Below are 18560 nucleotides of genomic sequence, written 5' to 3'. Positions count from 1 at the left end.
GGGCTGCTACGGATCAGCGGATCAGCCGTAGGCCAGCAGCTTGTTGGCCGCCTGCGCGTTGGTGTCGGCGGTCTGCAGCGACTTCATCTGCATCTCGAAGCTGCGCGCGTTGGCGATCATTGCCACCATGGCCTCGACCGGGTTGACGTTGCTGCCCTCGACCACGCCGGTGACCAGCGTGACGGCCTCGTCGGCCTCGGCGGGCGGCTGGCCGGCGCGCATGCGGAACAGGCCGTCGTCGCCGCGTTCGAGATCGGCGACGGGCGGGTTGACCAGCTTGAGGCGGCCCACTTCGGCAATGCCCGTGAGCGTGGTCGAAGATGCGTCGCGCGAACCCACCAGCCCGTTGGTGGCAATGCTCACGCTGGAGCCGGGCGGAACGGTGAGCGCGCCGTTGTCGCCGACCACCGGGCGCCCGCCCATGGTGGTGAGCTGGCCGTCGGCGCTGATCTGCAGGTTGCCCACGCGGGTGTAGGCCTCGCCGCCATCGGCCGTCTGCACCACCAGCCAGCCCTCGCCGCTCACGGCCACGTCGAGTTCGCGGCCGGTTTCGGTCAGCGGGCCGTGGGTGAAGTCGGCGCCGGGCGTGGTGGCCGCCACGAAGGCGCGCGTGGGCGCCTCCTGGCCGACCACGGGCACCGCGCGGAAGTTGGCAATCTGCGCGCGGAAGCCCGGCGTAGAAACGTTCGCCATGTTGTTGGCAACCGAGGCCTGCTGTTCCATGACCTGCTTGGCGCCGCTCATGGCGACATACAACATTCGATCCACTGGGTGCTCCTGGTGTCAGTCGTTCTGCGTTGCTGTTGCCGCGTCAGCGGATGTTCATCAGCGTCTGCATGACCTGGTCCTGCGTCTTCACGGTCTGCGCGTTGGCCTGGTAGTTGCGCTGCGCGACGATCAGGTTGACCAGCTCGGAGGTGAGGTCGACGTTGGACGACTCGAGCGCGCCCGACTGCAGCGCGCCGAGCTTGGTGCCTTCGCCCGGGGTGCCGGTGAGCGCATTGCCCGAGGCCTGTGTTTCGGCCCACACGTTGTCGCCCTTGGGCTCCAGGCCGTTCGGGTTGGCGAACGACGACAGCACGATCTGGCCCAGCAGCTTGGTCTGTTCGTTGGAGAACTTGCCGGTGATGGTGCCGTCGGCGTTGATCGAGAACGAGGTGAGTTCGCCCGAGCGGTAGCCGTCCTGCGCGAGCTTGCTCATGGCGTTGGCCGCGCCGAACTGCGTGGTGCCCGAAAGGTCGACCGTGGCGCTCAGCGCCGCGGCGCCGTTGGTGAAGGTGATCGGGCCGATGTTCAGCTGGCCGTTGGCCGGCGCGGTCATCTTGCCGGCGGAGTCGAAGGTCAGCGTGGTGAGCGCTGCGCCGGCGTTGAGCGCCGCGCCGTCGGAGGTGCCGTACACGCTCCAGGTGTTGGCGGGGGTGGCGCTCTTCACGAAGTACACGGACACGTCGTGCGGGTTGCCCAGCGAGTCGTAGATGGGACCGACGGCGTTCGAGTAGTTGAAGGTGTCGGAGTCGGCCGCGTTGAAGGGCGTCTTGGTGGGCGTGGTGAGGCGCGCGTCGAGGTTGAACTCGGCGTTGATGCCGGTCGTGGCCTTGGGCGTCATGGCCGCGGTCGGGATCTGGATGGCCGCCGGCGTGCCGCCGCTGATGCCGCCGCTGGCGTTCACGCCGAAGCCGGTGAGGCGCAGGCCCGATGCGTTGACGATGTAGCCGTCCTTGTCGCGCGTGAACTGGCCGTTGCGCGAGTACATGACTTCACCGCTGGGGCTGCTCAGGCGGAAGAAGCCGTCGCCGTTGAGGATGGCCACATCCAGCGGGCGGCTGCTCGACTGCGTCACGCCCTGCGTGAAGTTCTGCGTCACACCCGACACCGATGCGCCCAGGCCGACGCGCGAGCCCGCGTACACGTCCTGGAAGGTGGCGGCGGCCGACTTGAAGCCGACGGTGCCCGAGTTGGCGATGTTGTTGCCGATGACGTCGAGGTTGGCTGCGGCCACGCCGAGTCCGCTGATGCCCTGGGAAAAAGCCATGTTGGTTCCTTGGTTCGATGCTGCGTTGAATGCGTTTTGAGAAAAAAGCTCAGAGGAACAGCCGCACGTCGGACAGGCTGATGTTGTTGCCCGTCATCAGTTCGAGCGAGACCCCGTTGGTGCCCTGCTTGACCGCGGCCACCTGCGAGAAGGTGAGCGAGGTGGCCTTCACGGTCGCGCTACCGTTGGTGGCTTCGACGGTGAAGCGGTAAGCGCCCGCGGGCACCACGGCGCCCGTGTCGTCCTTGCCGTCCCATGTGACGGCATTGACGCCTTCGGTCATGGAGCCGGCGCTGATGGTGCGAACAACCTTGCCAGTGCCGTCGACGATCTTGATGTCGACGTCGGAGGCGGTGCCCGGCAGCTCCACGGCAAAGGCCTGCGAGGCAGGTTCCTTGCCCTCTTCGGGAGCCTTGGTGGTGAGCGTGTCGCCCGGCGACAGCACGTTGTAGCCAATCAGCGAGGTGGCCTGCAGCAGCTGGTTGGAGCTGGTCTGGTTCACCAGGCCGGAGAGCGTGCTGTTGAGCTTCTCGATGCCGCTCACGGTGCTCATCTGCGCGAGCTGCGAGGTGAGCTCGGCGTTCTGCATCGGGTTGAGCGGGTCCTGGTTGTTCAGCTGCGTGACGAGCAGCTTGAGAAAGCGCTGCTCGCTGTCTTCGTTCGAGACGTTGCTGCTGGTCGCCGCTGAAGTGGCGTTCTGACCGGTGATGGACGAGGTGTCGGAGATGGCCATGGCGTGGTGCCTGTTCTGTTCTGGTGAATCTGATGAATCTGGCGAGAGGTTTACTGGCCGATGGACAGCGTCTTGACCATCAGCGTCTTGGCCGTGTTGAGCACCTCGACGTTGGCCTGGTAGCTGCGCGAGGCGGAAATCATGTTGGTCATCTCTTCGACCACGTTGACGTTGGGCATCGCCACGTAGCCTTCGGCGTTGGCGTGCGGGCTCTTCGGATCGAACACGAGCCGCGGCAGCGACTGGTCTTCGATGACGCCCGCGACCTTGACGCCGCCGATGTCCCCGGCGCCGTATGCCGACGGCTCGACCTGGAACACCACCTGCTTCGCGCGATAGGGCATGCCGTCGGGGCCGGCCACGCTCTCGGCGTTGGCCATGTTGCTGGCGGTCACGTTCATGCGCTGCGATTGCGCGGTCATGGCGGAGCCCGCCACGTTGAAGATGTTCATGGAAGTGCTGTTGAAGGGCATGGTGGCGGCCGCTCTTCTTTCTTGTTACTGCTGGATCGCCGAGAGCAGCGACTTGATCTTCGAGTTGATGACGGTGAGGTTGGATTCGTAGCGCAGCGCGTTGTCGGCAAAGGCGATGCGCTCGACGTCCATCTCGACGGTGTTGCCGTCGAGGCTCGACTGGTTGGGCACGCGGTAGAGCAGGTCTTTGTCGGACGCGGCTTGCGCCTGCCCTGCAAGGTGGCGCGACGAGGTAGTGGCCAGCGACACCGACTGCGCCGACGCGCGGCCGCGCTCGACGGCTTCGCTCAGGCGCGAGCCGAAGTCGAAGTCGCGCGCCTTGTAGTTGGGCGTGTCTGCATGGGCGATATTGGCCGCGAGCACTTCCTGGCGCTCGGCGCGGAGGTTGAGGGCTTCGCGGTTGAAACGAAGCGCCGCATCCAGCTTGTCGATCATCTTTTTTCCATCCGTTGAGGCGTCGCCAATGCGCAAGCGCAGCGACAGATGGAAAGCGAGTCTATGCATGCATCGCGTTTGCAATCGCCCGAACAAAGGGGGTTTTCGCCTGCTGCTCGCACCTTCGATCGGCGGGCGGATTTCTAGAATTTCCGGGCGGCGGCATGCGCCCTCTTGCTGTGGCGCGCCGCAATCCAGGCCCTCTTTTCCGACACACCCGATGACCCTCTTCAAGCTTCGCAACCGCAGCCTGCCGGCACTGGTGGCCATGGTGTGCATGGCGTCCGCGTTCGCCGCCGCTGCCAATGCCGCCGATGTCAATACGGTCATCGAGAAATACCTGCGGGTGCAGACGGCGGGCTTGCCGGGCAAGGTGACGATCAACATCGACGCACGCAGCACCTCCAACCTGCCCGCCTGCGATGCGCCCGAAGCCTTTCTGCCGCCGGGCGCGACACCCTGGGGGCGCGTGTCGGTGGGCGTTCGCTGCCAGGCGGAGCGGCCGTGGACGCGCTACGTGCAGGCACACGTCGCGGTGGAAGGCAGCTATTTCGTGGCCGCGCGCGCCATCGATTCGGGCCGACCGCTGGGTGCGGGCGACGTTACCGAGCGCACCGGCGACCTCACGCGGCTGCCGCGCTCGGTCATCACCAGCGCGGCCGAGCTGGCCGGCGTGGTGACGGTCAACCGGGTGGCGCCGGGCGCGCCGCTGCGCAAGGAGCTGGTACGCGGCGTTACCGTCATCCAGCAGGGGCAGGCGGTGAAAGTCGTGGCGCAGGGCCAGGGCTTCGTCGTCAGCACCGAGGGCAAGGCCATGACCGGGGCCGTCGTCGGTGCCGTGGTGCAGGCCAAGACCCGCGACGGGCGGCTGGTCAGCGGCGTGGCGGACGAAGAGGGACAGATCCAGCTCGCCCAGTAAGCAGCTTCGTGCACGCCCTGCCTAAAGTTCTTGCCCAAGCTGCCGATATACGGGTCAGCCCCTGAGGAATCACCTTGAAAATCGATCAACCCGCCCCTTCGGCCACGCCCCCTCATCGCCCAACGCCCGCGCCGGGCGCGGCTACGGTGACCGGCGCCGATGCCGCCCAGCGCCCCAAGGAGGCGGCGCCGGCTTCCGCGCACGTTCATTCGCTGCCCAGCGCCGCAGGCACTGCCAGCGATTTCGATGCGGCCCGCGTGGCGGCGATCCGCGAGGACATCCGCGCGGGGCGCTACCAGATCCGCCCCGAGCGCATCGCCGACGGCCTGCTGGCAAGCGTGCGAGACCTGCTCGACCCCAGGCTCGACCCGAACAGCGGCAAGGGCGGCAACGAATGAAGCCCACCCTGCTGACCCACCTGCGCACCGAGAGTGCCTGCATCGAGGAATTCCTGTCGGTGCTGGACCGCGAGGCCCAGGCAATGTCGGACGGCGCGTTCACCGACCTGGCGGCCATTGCCGGCCAGAAGACCGTGCTGCTCGACCGCATGGCCGAGCTGGACACGCAGCGCGAAGCCATGCAGGCGGCGCTGGGCTTCGAGCCTGGCCGCGTGGGTGCCGATGCTGCCGCAGCAGCCGGCGGCGCGGACGTGGCGCAAGCCTGGGCTGCACTGCTGGAGCTTGCCGGGCAGGCAAGAGGCCACAACCTGCGCAACGGCTCGATGGTCTACGCGCATCTCGATTTCACGCAACAGGCCCTGCACTTCCTGCAGGCCAGCGCGCAGCTGTTCTACGGACCGGACGGCGTGCGCAAGACACAGGCGGGCAGCGGCAACCGCCTCGCGGCGGGCTGATCGCCGTGCGGGCCGGGCTGCTGGTCATGCTGTGGCTGTGCGCCACCGCCCTGCATGGCGTGGCGAGCGCGGCAGACGGCGTGCTTGTCACCAACGTGGCGCCGGGCGTCCTGCCGGGCGACGCGGTCAACCTCGGCCAGCTGCAACAGGTGCCCGCTGCCCTGCGCGACGTGGAGCGCATCGCGTACTCAGGTACGGCGATGGCCGTGGCTATGACGGCTGCGTACGTGCCCACGCTCTACCCCGGCGAGAAGACGGTGGGCCTGGCCGTCGGCACCTACAAGGGCTACACGGCGGCGAGCCTCGGCTTCAAGACCCTGTCGGGCGACGGGCAGATGGCCTGGGGCATGGCCATCGCCAATGCAGGCCGGGACTGGGGCTTCAACGCCGGCATCGGCTGGAAGCTGCCGCGCGCGGGCGACCGCTGAAGCAGCCCTTCCACCCTCACCATCACCAACACACGGAACCCCTCGACATCATGAACAACGACGCTCACGGCGGCTCGCGCCAGGTGGCCATGGTGGGTTGCGACGAGGCCCAGGCGCAGGCATGGGGACAACGGCTGAGCCTGATGGGCTGCGCGCCGGTTTCCTTCGACAGCAGCGACGACTTTCTGCGCGCGGTAACGCGCGGCACGCAAGGGAGCCACTTCGACCTGTTGCTGGTGGTGCTGAAGGACGAGGGCGCGTGGCCGGTGCTGACGTCGATGTGCAAGGCGCTGCGCCTGCCGATCTTCCTGGTCGCCAATGCGCTGCAGCGCGAGCTGCTGGCCGAGGTGCTGCAGGCAGCGGAGCCCGAAGCGCAGGGCGCGAGCATCGATTTCGCGGTGCTGCCGGTCGACGACTTCGAGGTGGAACTGCGCGTGCGCGAAGCGCTGCGGCGCAATGAGACGCTGCTGCATCCGCCATCGGTGAATGCGCTGTTCGGCGACTACCAGTTCATCGGCAGCCGCAAGGTGGTGGTGCACAAGGGGCAGGACATCCGCCTGAAGCCGCGCGAATTCGAGCTGGCGCTGCTGCTGTTTCGCAATACCGGCCGGCTGCTGGAGCGCGACTGGCTGCTGGGCTCGCTGTGGATGGACTCGCAGGTCGAGCGCAGGAGCCGGGTGCTCGACTGCTGCGTGGCGAACATCCGCCGCAAGCTGTCGCTGCACAAGGACAGCGAGTTCATGCTGCACTCGGTGTACGGACGGGGCTACGAGCTTCGCCATGTGCCGGGCTCGCCGATTGCAGGCACCGTGGACGACTCGGGATTTCCGGACACGTCGAACGAGCCGATCTGGCTGGGGGCAATCTCCCGGGCCTCCCAGGCCCGGGCATAGGAGCCTGTCAGGCCTGGGAATCGTCCCCGCGGCGACGCCGGGTCGTCCATTCGTCGACGAAATACCGGGCGCGGAAACGGGGCCACTTGAAAATGTGACGATCGCCAGCCTCGAGGAACCGCCACCAATGGGCGGGTGCCTGAGCGACCTCTACCAACGCCAGCAGACCGTCCACCCGAGTATCAGCCGGCAACCTTAAGCCGAACTGAAGGCCGGAAAATAAGAGCGCTGGCGTCATGGAAGATCGCGCCACCCGAGCAAGAATTGCGGATGCAACAACTGCAGATCGACTCGCACCAGGTTCACCTGTGGCACCTGTACGTCCCCGAACAGGACGACGACGCCACCTGCGAAGAAAAGGGCATGGCCCTGCTGGCGCCCGAAGAGCGCGAAAGGCACGGGCGCTTTCACTTCGCCCGGGACCGGCGCCGCTATCTCATGACGCGGGGGCTGATCCGCTCGCTTCTCTCCTGCTATGCGCCCATCGCCCCGCAGGACTGGCAATTCGAGAACAACGCTTATGGACGCCCCCGGATCGCCAATGCACTGCCGCAGGCGCAGCGCCTTCGCTTCAATATTTCGCACAGCGCCTCGCTCATCGTGGCGGCGCTGACAGTGGAGCGCGAAGTGGGCGTGGACGTCGAGCACACGGCAAGGGCCGCCCCGCTGGAGATTGCGGAGAACTTCTTCTCCGCCAGGGAGGCGAAGGTGCTGCAGCAGCTTCCGGCCGGGCTTCAGCCTTCACGCTTCTGGGATCTCTGGACGCTCAAGGAAAGCTATATCAAGGCGCGCGGAATGGGGCTGTCTCTGCCGCTGGACCGGTTTTCCTTCAGCTTCGACGACGCCAATCGCGTGGCAATCGACTTCGAGGACGGCCTCGAGGATTCCGCAGCGCGCTGGCAGTTCTGGCAGCTTCAGCCGGACAACGCGCACGCTGTGGCCCTCTGTCTTGAGCGAACTCAATCGCAAGACGTGCAGATCCTGTGCCGGAAGGCAACGCCGCTGCTTGCGTCCTTCGGGGAATTTCAGGGCACGGTGACGCGCCGGTCAGCAGGCAGCTGACTACTGACTGGCTGATTGGCCGCGCTCCGCCTCGAATTCGGCCCGGTTCCACAGGCCGAAATACAGCACCTCCGACCACTGCAAGCCGAGCGGATGCTCCGTGGCGCCGGTGCGGGTGCTGTCGCAGTCATCGTCCAGCCGCAGCCCGAAAAAGGCGTCGAGCGGGGCGGCGCACTTCTGCGTGGTCGCCTGTTTCAGCTGTCGCCCCGCCTCGGCAATGTCGGCCGGCAGGGCATCGATGGCGGCGCCCACGCGCAGACACCGCGCGATCTCTTGCTCCACGCAGGCTCGCAGCGCCGCCTCATCTGATTCGGACATGGTGTCGAGCTCGATCGTCTCCAGCAGCAGGTAGCGGTCGCGATGGGCTTCGAGGAAGGCGATCGTCTCGTCAAGCCAGATGGGCAGATGCACCGGCGCCGTGGACGCACTCGCCGGTACAGCAGGGGCCGCTTCTGTCTGTGGCGAAACCAGCCGCTTGAGACGCCCGAGGAAAGACACCGGCTGCGCTGAAACGGCAGGTTGCGGCTCGGGTGCTGATGCTTGCGCCGCAAGGAGAAACCGCACGATGTCGATGAAGCGCCGCACGCGCTCGAAGCCCGGATCGAAGATGCTGCTGATCGCATGGAGCCTGACCTTGTGCTCCGGCTCGTCGTCATCGAAGCCATCCGACACCAGCGAGGCACACAGCTGCGGATCGCCCGACATGAGAAGCCTGTATATGAACGGCACGTCGTAAGGCCATTCGGACAGGCCCGAAATTGTTTCCGGGCGGTCGGCATATGCGCCGGGCCGATTGCTGACGCTGTAGAGATAGGAACGGTTGGCCATCTGGAACTCCCTGATTCGCGCGCCATTGTTCGAGCGCTACTGCCCGATTCTAGGAGGTAGGCCCGGCTGAATGACTATTCCCAGGAAACCTGAAATTAAGAAAAAACTTCAACAAAATCAAATACGCACCAATAAGAGGAATCACTTTTTTGTTGCCACCGATATCAAAATAGTGATTCAGAAAAATAACTACATTGAAAAAATAAAACAACTGTGATATTCATTTAATTCACTAGTATTTTCATATTACTATTCATCGATAACGCTCGATTTAAAATACAAATCAATTTGACACAATGACTCCAAAATGCGACATGGCTAGTTGCAAATACCCGCCCTCCTTTTAAGATTTATTTAGAAATAATAATTTCCAAGTGTTTCTTAAGTGGAATGGCCTCACGACCATTCAATAGTTTTCCAACGGATGGATGGGGCTCATGAACACAACTTATCGCTCGCTCTGGAACGAATCTCTTGGCGCCTGGGTAGCGGCGTCGGAAAACACCCGTGCCTGCGGCAAGCGCGGCGGGAGTCGCGCCGCGCTTTCGTTGCCTCCGTCGGGGCGCCTGCGCGCGGGGCTCATGACGGCGCTGCTGGCGATGGGCGGGGCCGGGTGGTCCTCGCTGGCGCAGGCGCAGTCGGTGGACTGCAGCGGGGCGCCTTTCAACGCGTACAACGACACCGCTTCATGCATGGGCCTCAGCTCCAAGGCTTCGGGGATCGGGGCCACGGCGCTTGGTTCGCTCTCGCAAGCCCAGCAACTCGGCGGGCTCGCAGTGGGGTACAACGCCCTCAGCTCTGCACAGAATTCCATTTCTCTGGGCTTTCAGGCCTATACCGCGGGCGTCAACTCCATCTATCTGGGCGCCCGCACCGGGCCCACCACGGGCGCACTGGGTGGGGGCTCCATCGGAATCGGCACGGACGTGACAGCAAGCGGCGGCAATGCCATCGCCGTTGGCAGTCAGGCCCTCACCAGCGGGGATAACGCAACCTCCATCGGCGTTACCGCGAGAGCAACCGGGTTGCGCAGCCTCGCCCTTGGATTCCAGGCAAATGCGGCCGCATTGGATTCCGTTGCCCAGGGCAACACCGCAACCGCAAGCGCTCAGAACGCCATCGCCGTCGGCTTCCAGTCGATCGCGTCCCAGCTGAATTCGGTCTACATCGGCTCGCGTACCGGCGCGGGAACGGGGGCCACTGCAGTCGGCGCCGTCGCCATCGGCACGGATGTGACGGCGTCCCAGCTCAACACCACAGCCATGGGCTTCCAGAGCCAGGCGACCGGACAAAGCGCAGTGGCTGTCGGGTCGACTGCGGTCGCTTCGGGTACCTCTGCAATGGCGCTGGGGACGGGCACGCTCGCAAACAACGTCAATGCTGTCGCGCTCGGCGCTTCCGCCAATGCCACCGCGGCCGGCGCCAGCGCCCTGGGCACCTTTGCCAATGCTTCGGGAGCGAACTCCACAGCGGTCGGTGTCAGCTCGACGGCCAGCGGCTTGCGCGGGTTCGCTGGCGGCTGGGGGAGCAACGCCGTAGGCGCCGATGCCGCAGCCATCGGCACGTCGGCCAACGCGGCAGGAACAAGCTCGGCAGCGCTCGGCAACCTCGCCAATGCTTCGGCGGATTTCTCGCTGGCCATGGGCAACCAAGCCCTATCGAGTGGCGTCGGCTCGGTCGCGGCGGGGTCGGGAGCCAACGCCGCGGCCGACGGGACCGTGGCGATGGGCAACAACGCTGCGGCAACCGTCACGCGCGCAACCGCACTGGGATTCGGCACAGCAGCGAGCGGCCAGAACGCTACTGCAGTGGGCGCACTCGCCAATGCGTCCGCAGCGCAGGCGGTCGCTATCGGCAACAGCGCCAATGCCTCGGCGCTCAATGCGATAGCGATGGGCACCAACACCGTCGCCGACTCCGCCGATGCAGTCGCGATCGGCAACAGTTCCAGGGCCACCGGCGGCAAGGCGGTAGCCATCGGCTCCGGCAACGTCGCCAGCGGCAATGGCGCCGTGGCGATCGGCGACCCGAACACCGCCACCGGCAACGGCGCGATCGCGAATGGCCTGGACAACACCGCCACCGGCAACGGCTCGGTGGCCATGGGCAACACCAACAAGGTCGGCGGCGGCGGCCAGGATGTGAGCGTGCCCGGCACGGCGGCTCAGGGCGCAGTCGGCATCGGCTACCAGAACACCGTGGTCGGCCAGGGCAGCGTGGCCATCGGCAGCACCAGCAAGGCGCTGGCCGCGGGCGCGGTCGCGTTCGGCGACACGGCAGTGGCGAATAATGCTCGCGACGTGGCGCTGGGCTCGGGCTCCACGACGGACGTGGCGGTCGGCACGCCCAACGCCGTGGTCGGCGGCACGACCTACAAATTTGCCGGCACCACGCCGACGAGCACGGTCAGCGTCGGCGCTTCGGGTGCGGAGCGCACCATCACCAATGTCGCGGCTGGCCGCATCTCCGACACGTCGACCGATGCGATCAACGGCTCGCAGCTGTTCGGCACGAACCAGCAGGTCACGAAGAACACGAACGACATCACCAACATCAACGCCGGCGCGGGCATCAAGTACTTCCACGCGAACTCGACCCTGCCCGATTCGCAAGCGGTGGGGACGGATTCCGTCGCCATCGGCCCGAACGCGGTAGCCAACAACGCCGGCGCCGTGGCGCTGGGCTCGGGGTCCACGACGGACGTGGCAGTCGGCACGGCCAGCGCCGTGATCGGCGGCACGACCTATAACTTTGCCGGCACGACACCGGCCTCGACGGTGAGCGTCGGTGCAGTGGGTGCCGAGCGCACGATCACCAACGTGGCGGCCGGCAGGCTCTCCAACACGTCGACAGATGCGGTCAACGGCTCGCAGTTGAATGCAACGAATCTGCAGGTCACCAAGAACACGACCGACATCACCGTCCTTGGCAACACGATCAACGACATCAACACCGGCGCGGGCATCAAGTACTTCCACGCCAATTCGACGCTGGCCGACTCGCAGGCGCTGGGGACGAATTCAGTCGCCATCGGACCGAACGCAGTGGCCAACAACGCTGGCGACGTGGCACTGGGCTCCGGCTCCACGACGGGCGTGGCAGTCGGCACGGCCAGCACCACCATCAACGGCACGACCTACAACTTTGCCGGCACTACGCCGACGAGCACAGTCAGCGTCGGCGCGGTGGGCGCCGAGCGCACGATCACCAACGTGGCGGCCGGCAGTATTTCCGGCTCTTCGACCGATGCCATCAACGGCTCGCAGCTGTTTGCCACCAACCAGTCGATCGAGAACCTCAGCACCACGGTCACAGCCAACAAGACCAGGTACTACAGCGTCAACTCGACCGGTGGCGGCAACGAAGACAACCTCGGCGCGACTGGCGCCGATGCCATCGCATCGGGCAAGGATGCGAGTGCAACTGTCGCCGGCTCCGTGGCCATCGGTTCAGGCTCCGTCTCCGACCGCGCAGTCGCAGGCAGCACCGGCAACATCCCCGCGGGCAGTTCGCTGATCCCCTTCAACACGACCGACCGTACGCTGCTCGGCGCCCTCTCCGTCGGCAGCGCCACCACCTACCGCCAGATCACCAACGTGGCCGACGGCACGCAGGCGCAGGACGCCGTCACGGTGCGCCAGCTCAGCGGCGCGCTGCAGTCGTTTGCCGTCACGCCCATTCAGTACTTCCACGCCAACTCCACGGCGGCCGACTCGCTGGCCATCGGCACGGAATCGGTGGCGGTCGGCCCGCAGACGGTGGTCAACGGCAACAACGGCGTGGGCATCGGCAATGGCGCCATCGTGCAGCAGAGCGCACCGGGCGGCATTGCAATCGGCCAGGGTGCAACCTCGCACCTGGCCGACTCCATCGCGCTGGGCACGCAGTCGTCGGCCGCCGCGGTGCAGGGCGTGGCGCTGGGCGCGGGCACCAGCGTGACACAGGCCGGCGGCGTGGCGCTGGGAGCTGGCTCGGTGGCTTCGACTGCGGCAGGCGTGGCAGGCTATGTGCCGCCCACCGCCACCGACGCGCAGCGCATCGCCATAGGCGCGACCACCAGCACGCTGGCGGCCGTGTCGGTGGGCAATGCCGCCAGCGGCCAGTTCCGCCAGATCACCGGCGTGGCCGCGGGCACGGCCGACAGCGACGCGGTCAACGTCTCGCAACTGCGGGGCGTGCAAGGCCAGGTGGCAGTGATCGATCAGTCGACGGTCAAGTACGACACCAACGCGGACGGCACGACCAACTACAACAGCGTGACCATGGGCGGCAGCAATGCCACCGGCCCCGTCACCGTGCACAACGTGGCGCCGGGCGTGGCGGGCACCGACGCGGTCAACGTCAACCAGCTCAATGCGGTCAGCGGCGGCCTGAACAACCGCATCAACGCCCTCAGCGACCGCCTCGACGGAGTCGAGAAGAACGCCTATGCAGGCGTTGCCGCGGCCATGGCGCTGCAGATGCCCGGAAGCTACGTTCCGGGAAAGACGGTCATGCGCATCGGCGCGGGCTCCTTCAAGGGCCAGAGCGCGGTGGGCGTCAGCTTCCGGCGCACATCCGAGAACAACGCCTGGAGCATCACCGGCGGCGTGGCCACCAGCCGTGCCGGCGTGGGCGCCACCGTAGGCGCGGAATGGGTCTTCAACTGATCGCCGTACGAATGAACTGGACGCACCCCATCATGAACAAGCTTCTTCAAGCCAAGGCCCCTTTCACTGTTCTCTGCCTCGCGGCACTGCTGGCCGGCGGCTGCGCCAGCCCGAGCTACACCATCACGCCGGAGATGCAGGCCCGAGCCGCTTCGGAGAACCCGGCGCCGCCGAAGGACGAAGACTTTCCCGCGCTGAACTCGGCCAAATGGCAGCAGGGCGCGTTCCCGAGCGTCGAGGCCTTGCGCAACATGCGCACCGGCCTGGGCAAAGACCAGGTACGCGAACTGCTGAGTTTTCCGCACTTCAGCGAAGGGCTGGGCGGCGTGCGCGAATGGAACTACATCTTTCACTTCCGCACGGGTGCGGGCCCGGAGTACATCACCTGCCAGTACATGGTTCGCTTCAATGCAGACGTGCTGACCAACGGGATGTACTGGAAGGGGCCGGGCTGCGCGGATGTGCTCAAGCCAACCGTGGTGACGAGGCCTGCCGCGGCCGCTCAGCCGGCGGTTGCTCCTGCGAAGACGACGCTCGGTGCCGACGGCCTCTTCCGCTTCGACGGCCGCTCGCTGGCCGACTTGCTGCCTGAAGGGCGACGCAAGCTGGACGCCCTGGCAAGCGACATCAAGGGCAGCGTCAAATCGGTGGACACGATCAGGGTCACTGGCCACACCGACCGGCTCGGCAGCAGCACCTACAACCAGGCGCTCTCGCTGGCGCGCGCCAACACCGTACGCGACTACCTCGTGCAAGCTGGCGTGCCCGCGCAGAACATGCAGGTGCAGGGCAAGGGCGAGTCGGAACCGAAGGTGCAATGCGCGCAGACACGGCGGGCAGAGCTGATCGACTGTCTCGCGCCGAACCGCCGCGTCGAGATCGAGGTCTTCGCGCAGCGCTGAACTCTTCGGCGGGCCTCGCATACTCATTCATCAATACGAAGGAGGTATAAAAAAGCATCTCGAATGAGTATTTCCAGATATGGATTTGTCTCCCTAGGATGCGCCCACAACTATCAGGAGACGAGACATATGAAGAGGATCACCACTCTGGCTTTGCTATGGGCCGCCGGCTTGCAATGCATCATGGGCACTGCGCTTGCACAGAGCGCGCCATGGCCCCAACGAGCCATCAAGATCGTGACGCCAACGCCACCCGGCGTCGGCTCCGACATCTTCGCGCGCAGCTATGCCGACCAGCTCTCGCGATTGCTGAAGGTGCCCGTGATCGTGGAGAACAAACCGGGCGCACTGTCGACCATCGGCACGGACGCGGTGGCCAAGGCAACGCCCGACGGCTACACGGTGCTGTTCTCGACGAGCAACCCGTTCGCGATGACGCCGTTTCTCCTCTCGAAGCTTCCCTACAACCCGAAGGAAGATCTTGTGCCTGTGACGCAGGCACTCAAGGGCGGCTCATTCATCGTGGCGAACAACGCGGTGCCCGCGCGCAATACGGAAGAACTGGTCGCACTGGCCAAGCGCCAGCCGGGTCACGTGAGCTTCGCGTCTTACGGCTCGGGCAGCACCTCGCACCTGGGCTTTGAGCTGCTGCAGGAAGCAGCGTCCATCGAGATGCTGCACGTTCCCTACAAGCAGGGCGCCATGCCCGATGTGATCGGTGGGCAGGTGATGCTGGGCTTCGAGCCCCCGATCTCGGCATTGCCGAACATCAAGGCGGGCCGGGTGAAGGCACTGGCCTATACCGGCAGCCAGCGCAGCGCGGCACTGCCCGACGTGCCGACCGTTGCAGAGCGCTATCCCGGTTACGACGTGTCGACCTGGCTCGGCTTCTGGGTGCCCGCGCGCACGCCCGAGGCCATCGTCGAGCAATTGAACCGGGCAATCACCACCGTGACGCGTTCGCCGGAGATGGCGCGGCAGATCGCCGATGCCGGACTGGAGCCGATGACGACGAATTCCGCCGACACCCGCGCCATCATCGAACGCGAGGCCCAGACCATGGGCCGGCTGATCAAGGCCAAGGGCATACGCATCGACTGACGATGCCCCGGCGCGGCTGAACGAACGCCGCTCCCCATTCTTCTTCTGAGGTTTTCACGCCGTGGTGCTTGCAGCGCAAGCACCACGCGCTGACCCACGCCATTTCCGCACGCCATTTCTACAACGAGGAGACACGCATGAAGACAACAACCACCCCACCCTTTCGCCGCCGGCTGCCGCACACCATTGCGGGCGCGCTCTGCATCGCCGCCAGCGCTGGCGCGACAGCTCAATCGAGCGTCCAGCTCTTCGGTACGCTGGACATGAACCTCACGTACACGAAGAGCGACGGGCGCTCCGTCAAGTCGATGGACCAGGGAGGCAACATCTTCCCCAGCCGGCTCGGCTTTCGCGGCACGGAAGACCTGGGCGGCGGGCTGGCCGCGAGCTTCTGGCTGGAGATGGCGCTGCTGCCCGACACGGGCGAGGTCCAGGGCGTCGGCTTTCACCGGCGCTCGACGGTGAGCCTGTCGCACAACAGCGTCGGCGAGCTGCGGCTCGGGCGCGACTACACGCCCACGTTCTGGAACATCTCGCAGTTCTCGCCCTTCGGCACCGTGGGCGTCGGCGGCTCGGCCAACATCGTCGAAGGCTGGCCCTTCGGCCTCGGCGGCGCGCGCACGCTGGCGCGGGCCAACAACTCCGTGGGCTACTTCCTGCCCAAAAACCTGGGCGGCTTCTACGGCCAGGCGATGTACGCCCTGCCCGAAGGCGAGGACGGCGCCCGCTACCGCGGCGGGCGGCTGGGCTGGACCAACGGCACGGTCGATGTCGCGGCTGCCTACGGCGTGACACCGGTCGGCCCCAACGACTACAGCGTGGCGAGCCTGGGCGGCACTTACGACTTCGGGCTGGCAAAGCTCTACGCGAACTACTACCGGCAAAAGACCGAGGGCGACAAGCAGGTCAACGTGATGCTGGGCCTGAGCGTGCCGGTCGGCCCGGGCGTGATCAAGGCCTCGGTGGCACGCTCCAACCGCTCCGGACCGGGCATCGACAGCGACGACGCGACGCAATATGCCGTCGGCTACGTGCACTACCTCAGCAAGCGCACCGCGCTGTACGGCACCTACTCGCTCGTCCGCAACCGCGGCAATGCGGCCTACACCGTTGCCGACTCGGCGCCGGCCAGCACGCCGGGACGCGCAGCGCGCGGGCTGCAGTTGGGCATTTCGCACAACTTCTGATCGGGTCAGCTGCAAGAAAAAAGCCGCAGTGAAAAATCACTGCGGCTTTTGATAGTGGCTTTGCCAGCAGAAGAATGAAAGGCCAGAAGGCTTTCAGCAATCAACCGCTTGCAAGCGTATTTGGAGGAGAGGGAGGGATTCGAACCCTCGGTACTATCGCTAGTACGCCTGATTTCGAGTCAGGTACATTCGACCACTCTGCCACCTCTCCGGTGCTGTCGAGCCTGCGATTATAGCAGACAAAAATTGGGCTTTTGAAGCTCCCTGCGATCAACCGCGCAGAACTTCAAGCCCGCCGAGGTACGGACGCAACGCCGCAGGCACGTTGATCGAGCCGTCCTCGTTCTGGTGGTTTTCCAGCACGGCCACCAGCGTGCGGCCCACAGCGAGGCCGGAGCCGTTGAGCGTGTGCACGAGCTCGTTCTTGCCCTGCGCGTTCTTGAAACGTGCTTGCAGGCGGCGCGCCTGGAAGGCCTCGCAGTTCGAGACGGAGCTGATCTCGCGGTAGGTGTCCTGCGCCGGCAGCCAGACTTCAAGGTCGTAGGTCTTGGTGGAGCCAAAGCCCATGTCCCCGGTGCACAGCAGCACGACGCGGTACGGCAGCTCCAGCGCCTGCAGCACGGCTTCGGCATGGCCGGTCATCTGTTCGAGCGCGTCGTAGCTCTTCTCGGGGTGCACGATCTGCACCATTTCGACCTTGTCGAACTGGTGCTGGCGGATCATGCCGCGCGTGTCGCGGCCCGCGCTGCCGGCCTCGGAGCGGAAGCACGGCGTGTGGGCCGTCAGCTTGATCGGCAGTTGCGACTCGGCCACCACCTCGTCGCGCACGAAGTTGGTCAGCGGCACTTCGCTGGTGGGAATGAGGTACAGCGCCGAATGGTCGGGCGCGGGTTCGCCGTCCTGGCCGCCCTTCTTCGCGGCGAACAGGTCGCCTTCGAACTTGGGCAGCTGGCCGGTGCCGCTGAGCGTGGCAGCGTTGACGATGTAGGGCACGTAGCACTCGCTGTAGCCGTGCTTCTCGGTCTGGATGTCGAGCATGAACTGCGCGAGCGCGCGGTGCAGGCGGGCGATCGGGCCCTTCATGACGGTGAAGCGCGAACCCGCGAGCTTGGCGCCCATTTCGAAGTCGAGGCCCAGCGGCGCGCCCAGGTCGACGTGGTCCTTCGGCGCGAAGGCCAGCGACGTGGCATTGGCGCCGGCGCCGCCTTGCGGGCTCCAGCGGCGCATTTCGACGTTGCCTGTCTCGTCCTCGCCGACCGGCACGCTGGCGTGCGGCAGGTTGGGCACGGCGAGCAGCAGCGAGTGCAATTCGGGCTGGATTTCTTCGAGGCGCTTCGATTGCGACTCTTGCTCGGCCTTCAGCGCATTGACCTCGGCCATCAGCGCATCGACCGACTCGCCCTTGGCCTTGAGCGGGCCGATCTGCTTGTTCAGCGTGTTGCGGCGCGCCTGGATTTCCTCGGTGCGGGTTTGCAGCGTCTTGCGTTCGGCCTCGAGCGCGGTGAACGCCGACACGTCGAGGTACGGCTGGTTCTTCTTGCGTTTTTCGAGGCCAGCCACAGCGGAGGCCAGGTCTTTGCGGAGCAGGGTGATGTCAAGCATGGGGTGATTTTAGGTGGGCGTAGCATCGCGGTCCCACCCACCTCGAAGGGAAAAACGATGGAAGCCTATCTGACATTCAACGGCAATGCCGCCGAAGCGCTCGCGTTCTATGCCAAGGCGCTGGACGGCAAGGTCGTCTTCAGCATGACCTTCGGCGAAAGCCCGGCGGGGGCCCAGACGCCGGCCTCCTACAAGGACAAGATCATGCACGCCACGCTCGAGGCCCGCGGCCACAAGCTGATGGCCTCCGATGCGCCACCCGAGTGGCCTTTCGAGGGCTACAAGGGCTTCTCTCTATCGGTGCAAGCCGACAACGTCGACGAAGGCAAGAAGCTGTTCGACGCGCTGGCCGAAGGCGGCAAAGTGACGATGCCTTACGGCCCGCAGTTCTGGGCCACGGGCTTCGGCATGCTCACCGACAAATTTGGCGTCGCCTGGATGGTGAACTGCGAGAAGTAAGAAC

General features: G+C 65.7%; 18 protein-coding genes and 1 tRNA gene. 11 read left to right on the top strand and 8 right to left on the bottom strand.

Annotated elements, in window-relative coordinates:
• Nucleotides 1-21: 21 nt before the first annotated feature.
• From flgF to flgB, 5 genes are read right to left on the bottom strand one after another with little or no spacing between them, the layout of a single operon-like run.
• Nucleotides 22-768, bottom strand: coding sequence for a flagellar basal-body rod protein FlgF (gene flgF, locus AC07O3_RS15790; protein WP_093057948.1), 747 nt, complete (start codon nt 766-768; stop codon nt 22-24).
• 43 nt (nt 769-811) lie between these two features.
• Nucleotides 812-2032 (bottom strand): flagellar hook protein FlgE, encoded by a 1221-nt coding sequence (gene flgE, locus AC07O3_RS15785; RefSeq protein ID WP_093057949.1) that lies wholly within the window; start codon nt 2030-2032, stop codon nt 812-814.
• Nucleotides 2033-2081: 49 nt separating this feature from the next.
• Nucleotides 2082-2765, bottom strand: coding sequence for a flagellar hook assembly protein FlgD (locus AC07O3_RS15780; RefSeq protein WP_093057950.1), 684 nt, complete (start codon nt 2763-2765; stop codon nt 2082-2084).
• Nucleotides 2766-2815: 50 nt separating this feature from the next.
• On the bottom strand, nt 2816-3217 hold the full coding sequence (gene flgC / locus AC07O3_RS15775) for a flagellar basal body rod protein FlgC (RefSeq protein ID WP_495339768.1): 402 nt from the start codon (nt 3215-3217) through the stop codon (nt 2816-2818).
• A 45-nt stretch (nt 3218-3262) separates the two neighbouring features.
• Nucleotides 3263-3673, bottom strand: a complete 411-nt coding sequence (gene flgB, locus AC07O3_RS15770) for a flagellar basal body rod protein FlgB (RefSeq protein ID WP_093057952.1) — start codon at nt 3671-3673, stop codon at nt 3263-3265.
• 220 nt (nt 3674-3893) lie between these two features.
• Between flgB and flgA the strand changes: the two genes are divergently transcribed.
• The 6 genes from flgA (at nt 3894) to AC07O3_RS15740 (ending at nt 7828) form a co-directional block, all read left to right on the top strand.
• Nucleotides 3894-4592, top strand: a complete 699-nt coding sequence (gene flgA / locus AC07O3_RS15765) for a flagellar basal body P-ring formation chaperone FlgA (RefSeq protein WP_495339767.1) — start codon at nt 3894-3896, stop codon at nt 4590-4592.
• Between the two features lie 74 nt (nt 4593-4666).
• A complete protein-coding gene (gene flgM / locus AC07O3_RS15760) occupies nt 4667-4990 on the top strand; it encodes a flagellar biosynthesis anti-sigma factor FlgM (protein WP_093178608.1) in 324 nt (107 codons plus the stop codon).
• A complete protein-coding gene (locus AC07O3_RS15755) occupies nt 4987-5445 on the top strand; it encodes a flagella synthesis protein FlgN (RefSeq protein ID WP_495339766.1) in 459 nt (152 codons plus the stop codon). Before flgM ends, AC07O3_RS15755 begins: the two co-directional genes overlap by 4 nt.
• A 5-nt stretch (nt 5446-5450) precedes the next feature.
• Nucleotides 5451-5873 (top strand): YadA-like family protein, encoded by a 423-nt coding sequence (locus AC07O3_RS15750; protein ID WP_495339765.1) that lies wholly within the window; start codon nt 5451-5453, stop codon nt 5871-5873.
• 50 nt (nt 5874-5923) lie between these two features.
• Entirely contained in the window at nt 5924-6766 is an 843-nt protein-coding gene (locus AC07O3_RS15745; RefSeq protein ID WP_495339764.1) for a winged helix-turn-helix domain-containing protein, read from the top strand.
• A 270-nt stretch (nt 6767-7036) separates the two neighbouring features.
• Entirely contained in the window at nt 7037-7828 is a 792-nt protein-coding gene (locus tag AC07O3_RS15740) for a 4'-phosphopantetheinyl transferase family protein (protein ID WP_495339763.1), read from the top strand.
• Here AC07O3_RS15740 and AC07O3_RS15735 read toward each other — a convergent pair whose 3' ends face one another.
• Nucleotides 7829-8656 (bottom strand): DUF7822 domain-containing protein, encoded by an 828-nt coding sequence (locus AC07O3_RS15735; RefSeq protein ID WP_495339762.1) that lies wholly within the window; start codon nt 8654-8656, stop codon nt 7829-7831. It abuts the gene before it with no gap.
• Between the two features lie 437 nt (nt 8657-9093).
• Here AC07O3_RS15735 and AC07O3_RS15730 point away from each other — a divergent pair, with 437 nt between their 5' ends.
• The 4 genes from AC07O3_RS15730 (at nt 9094) to AC07O3_RS15715 (ending at nt 16495) form a co-directional block, all read left to right on the top strand.
• On the top strand, nt 9094-13305 hold the full coding sequence (locus AC07O3_RS15730; protein ID WP_495339761.1) for an ESPR-type extended signal peptide-containing protein: 4212 nt from the start codon (nt 9094-9096) through the stop codon (nt 13303-13305).
• A 32-nt stretch (nt 13306-13337) separates the two neighbouring features.
• Nucleotides 13338-14207, top strand: a complete 870-nt coding sequence (locus AC07O3_RS15725) for an OmpA family protein (RefSeq protein ID WP_495339760.1) — start codon at nt 13338-13340, stop codon at nt 14205-14207.
• Nucleotides 14208-14336: 129 nt separating this feature from the next.
• The gene (locus AC07O3_RS15720; protein ID WP_495339759.1) at nt 14337-15308 is read left to right on the top strand and encodes a Bug family tripartite tricarboxylate transporter substrate binding protein; all 972 of its coding nucleotides are present in this window, start codon (nt 14337-14339) and stop codon (nt 15306-15308) included.
• Nucleotides 15309-15445: 137 nt separating this feature from the next.
• Nucleotides 15446-16495 (top strand): porin, encoded by a 1050-nt coding sequence (locus AC07O3_RS15715; protein WP_495339758.1) that lies wholly within the window; start codon nt 15446-15448, stop codon nt 16493-16495.
• A 121-nt stretch (nt 16496-16616) separates the two neighbouring features.
• On the opposite strand, the gene AC07O3_RS15710 is transcribed toward AC07O3_RS15715, so the two are convergent.
• Nucleotides 16617-16706: transfer RNA gene (locus tag AC07O3_RS15710), tRNA-Ser, on the bottom strand.
• Nucleotides 16707-16765: 59 nt separating this feature from the next.
• A complete protein-coding gene (gene serS, locus AC07O3_RS15705; protein WP_495339757.1) occupies nt 16766-18097 on the bottom strand; it encodes a serine--tRNA ligase in 1332 nt (443 codons plus the stop codon).
• A 57-nt stretch (nt 18098-18154) separates the two neighbouring features.
• On the opposite strand from serS, the gene AC07O3_RS15700 reads away from it, so the two are divergent.
• On the top strand, nt 18155-18556 hold the full coding sequence (locus AC07O3_RS15700) for a VOC family protein (protein ID WP_097198271.1): 402 nt from the start codon (nt 18155-18157) through the stop codon (nt 18554-18556).
• Nucleotides 18557-18560 lie beyond the last annotated feature (4 nt).

Source organism: Variovorax sp. GW821-FHT09D05 (genome assembly GCF_059416325.1).
This window is presented reverse-complemented; position numbering and strand designations above follow the sequence as displayed.

Coding starts and splice junctions, on each gene's coding strand:
- flgB (WP_093057952.1), bottom strand. CDS start 3,673: ATGATCGACAAGCTGGATGCGGCGCTTCGTTTCAACCGCGAAGCCCTC.
- AC07O3_RS15745 (WP_495339764.1), top strand. CDS start 5,924: ATGAACAACGACGCTCACGGCGGCTCGCGCCAGGTGGCCATGGTGGGT.
- AC07O3_RS15740 (WP_495339763.1), top strand. CDS start 7,037: ATGCAACAACTGCAGATCGACTCGCACCAGGTTCACCTGTGGCACCTG.
- flgC (WP_495339768.1), bottom strand. CDS start 3,217: ATGAACATCTTCAACGTGGCGGGCTCCGCCATGACCGCGCAATCGCAG.
- AC07O3_RS15725 (WP_495339760.1), top strand. CDS start 13,338: ATGAACAAGCTTCTTCAAGCCAAGGCCCCTTTCACTGTTCTCTGCCTC.
- AC07O3_RS15720 (WP_495339759.1), top strand. CDS start 14,337: ATGAAGAGGATCACCACTCTGGCTTTGCTATGGGCCGCCGGCTTGCAA.
- AC07O3_RS15755 (WP_495339766.1), top strand. CDS start 4,987: ATGAAGCCCACCCTGCTGACCCACCTGCGCACCGAGAGTGCCTGCATC.
- serS (WP_495339757.1), bottom strand. CDS start 18,097: ATGCTTGACATCACCCTGCTCCGCAAAGACCTGGCCTCCGCTGTGGCT.
- flgA (WP_495339767.1), top strand. CDS start 3,894: ATGACCCTCTTCAAGCTTCGCAACCGCAGCCTGCCGGCACTGGTGGCC.
- AC07O3_RS15780 (WP_093057950.1), bottom strand. CDS start 2,765: ATGGCCATCTCCGACACCTCGTCCATCACCGGTCAGAACGCCACTTCA.
- AC07O3_RS15700 (WP_097198271.1), top strand. CDS start 18,155: ATGGAAGCCTATCTGACATTCAACGGCAATGCCGCCGAAGCGCTCGCG.
- flgE (WP_093057949.1), bottom strand. CDS start 2,032: ATGGCTTTTTCCCAGGGCATCAGCGGACTCGGCGTGGCCGCAGCCAAC.
- AC07O3_RS15730 (WP_495339761.1), top strand. CDS start 9,094: ATGAACACAACTTATCGCTCGCTCTGGAACGAATCTCTTGGCGCCTGG.
- AC07O3_RS15715 (WP_495339758.1), top strand. CDS start 15,446: ATGAAGACAACAACCACCCCACCCTTTCGCCGCCGGCTGCCGCACACC.
- AC07O3_RS15735 (WP_495339762.1), bottom strand. CDS start 8,656: ATGGCCAACCGTTCCTATCTCTACAGCGTCAGCAATCGGCCCGGCGCA.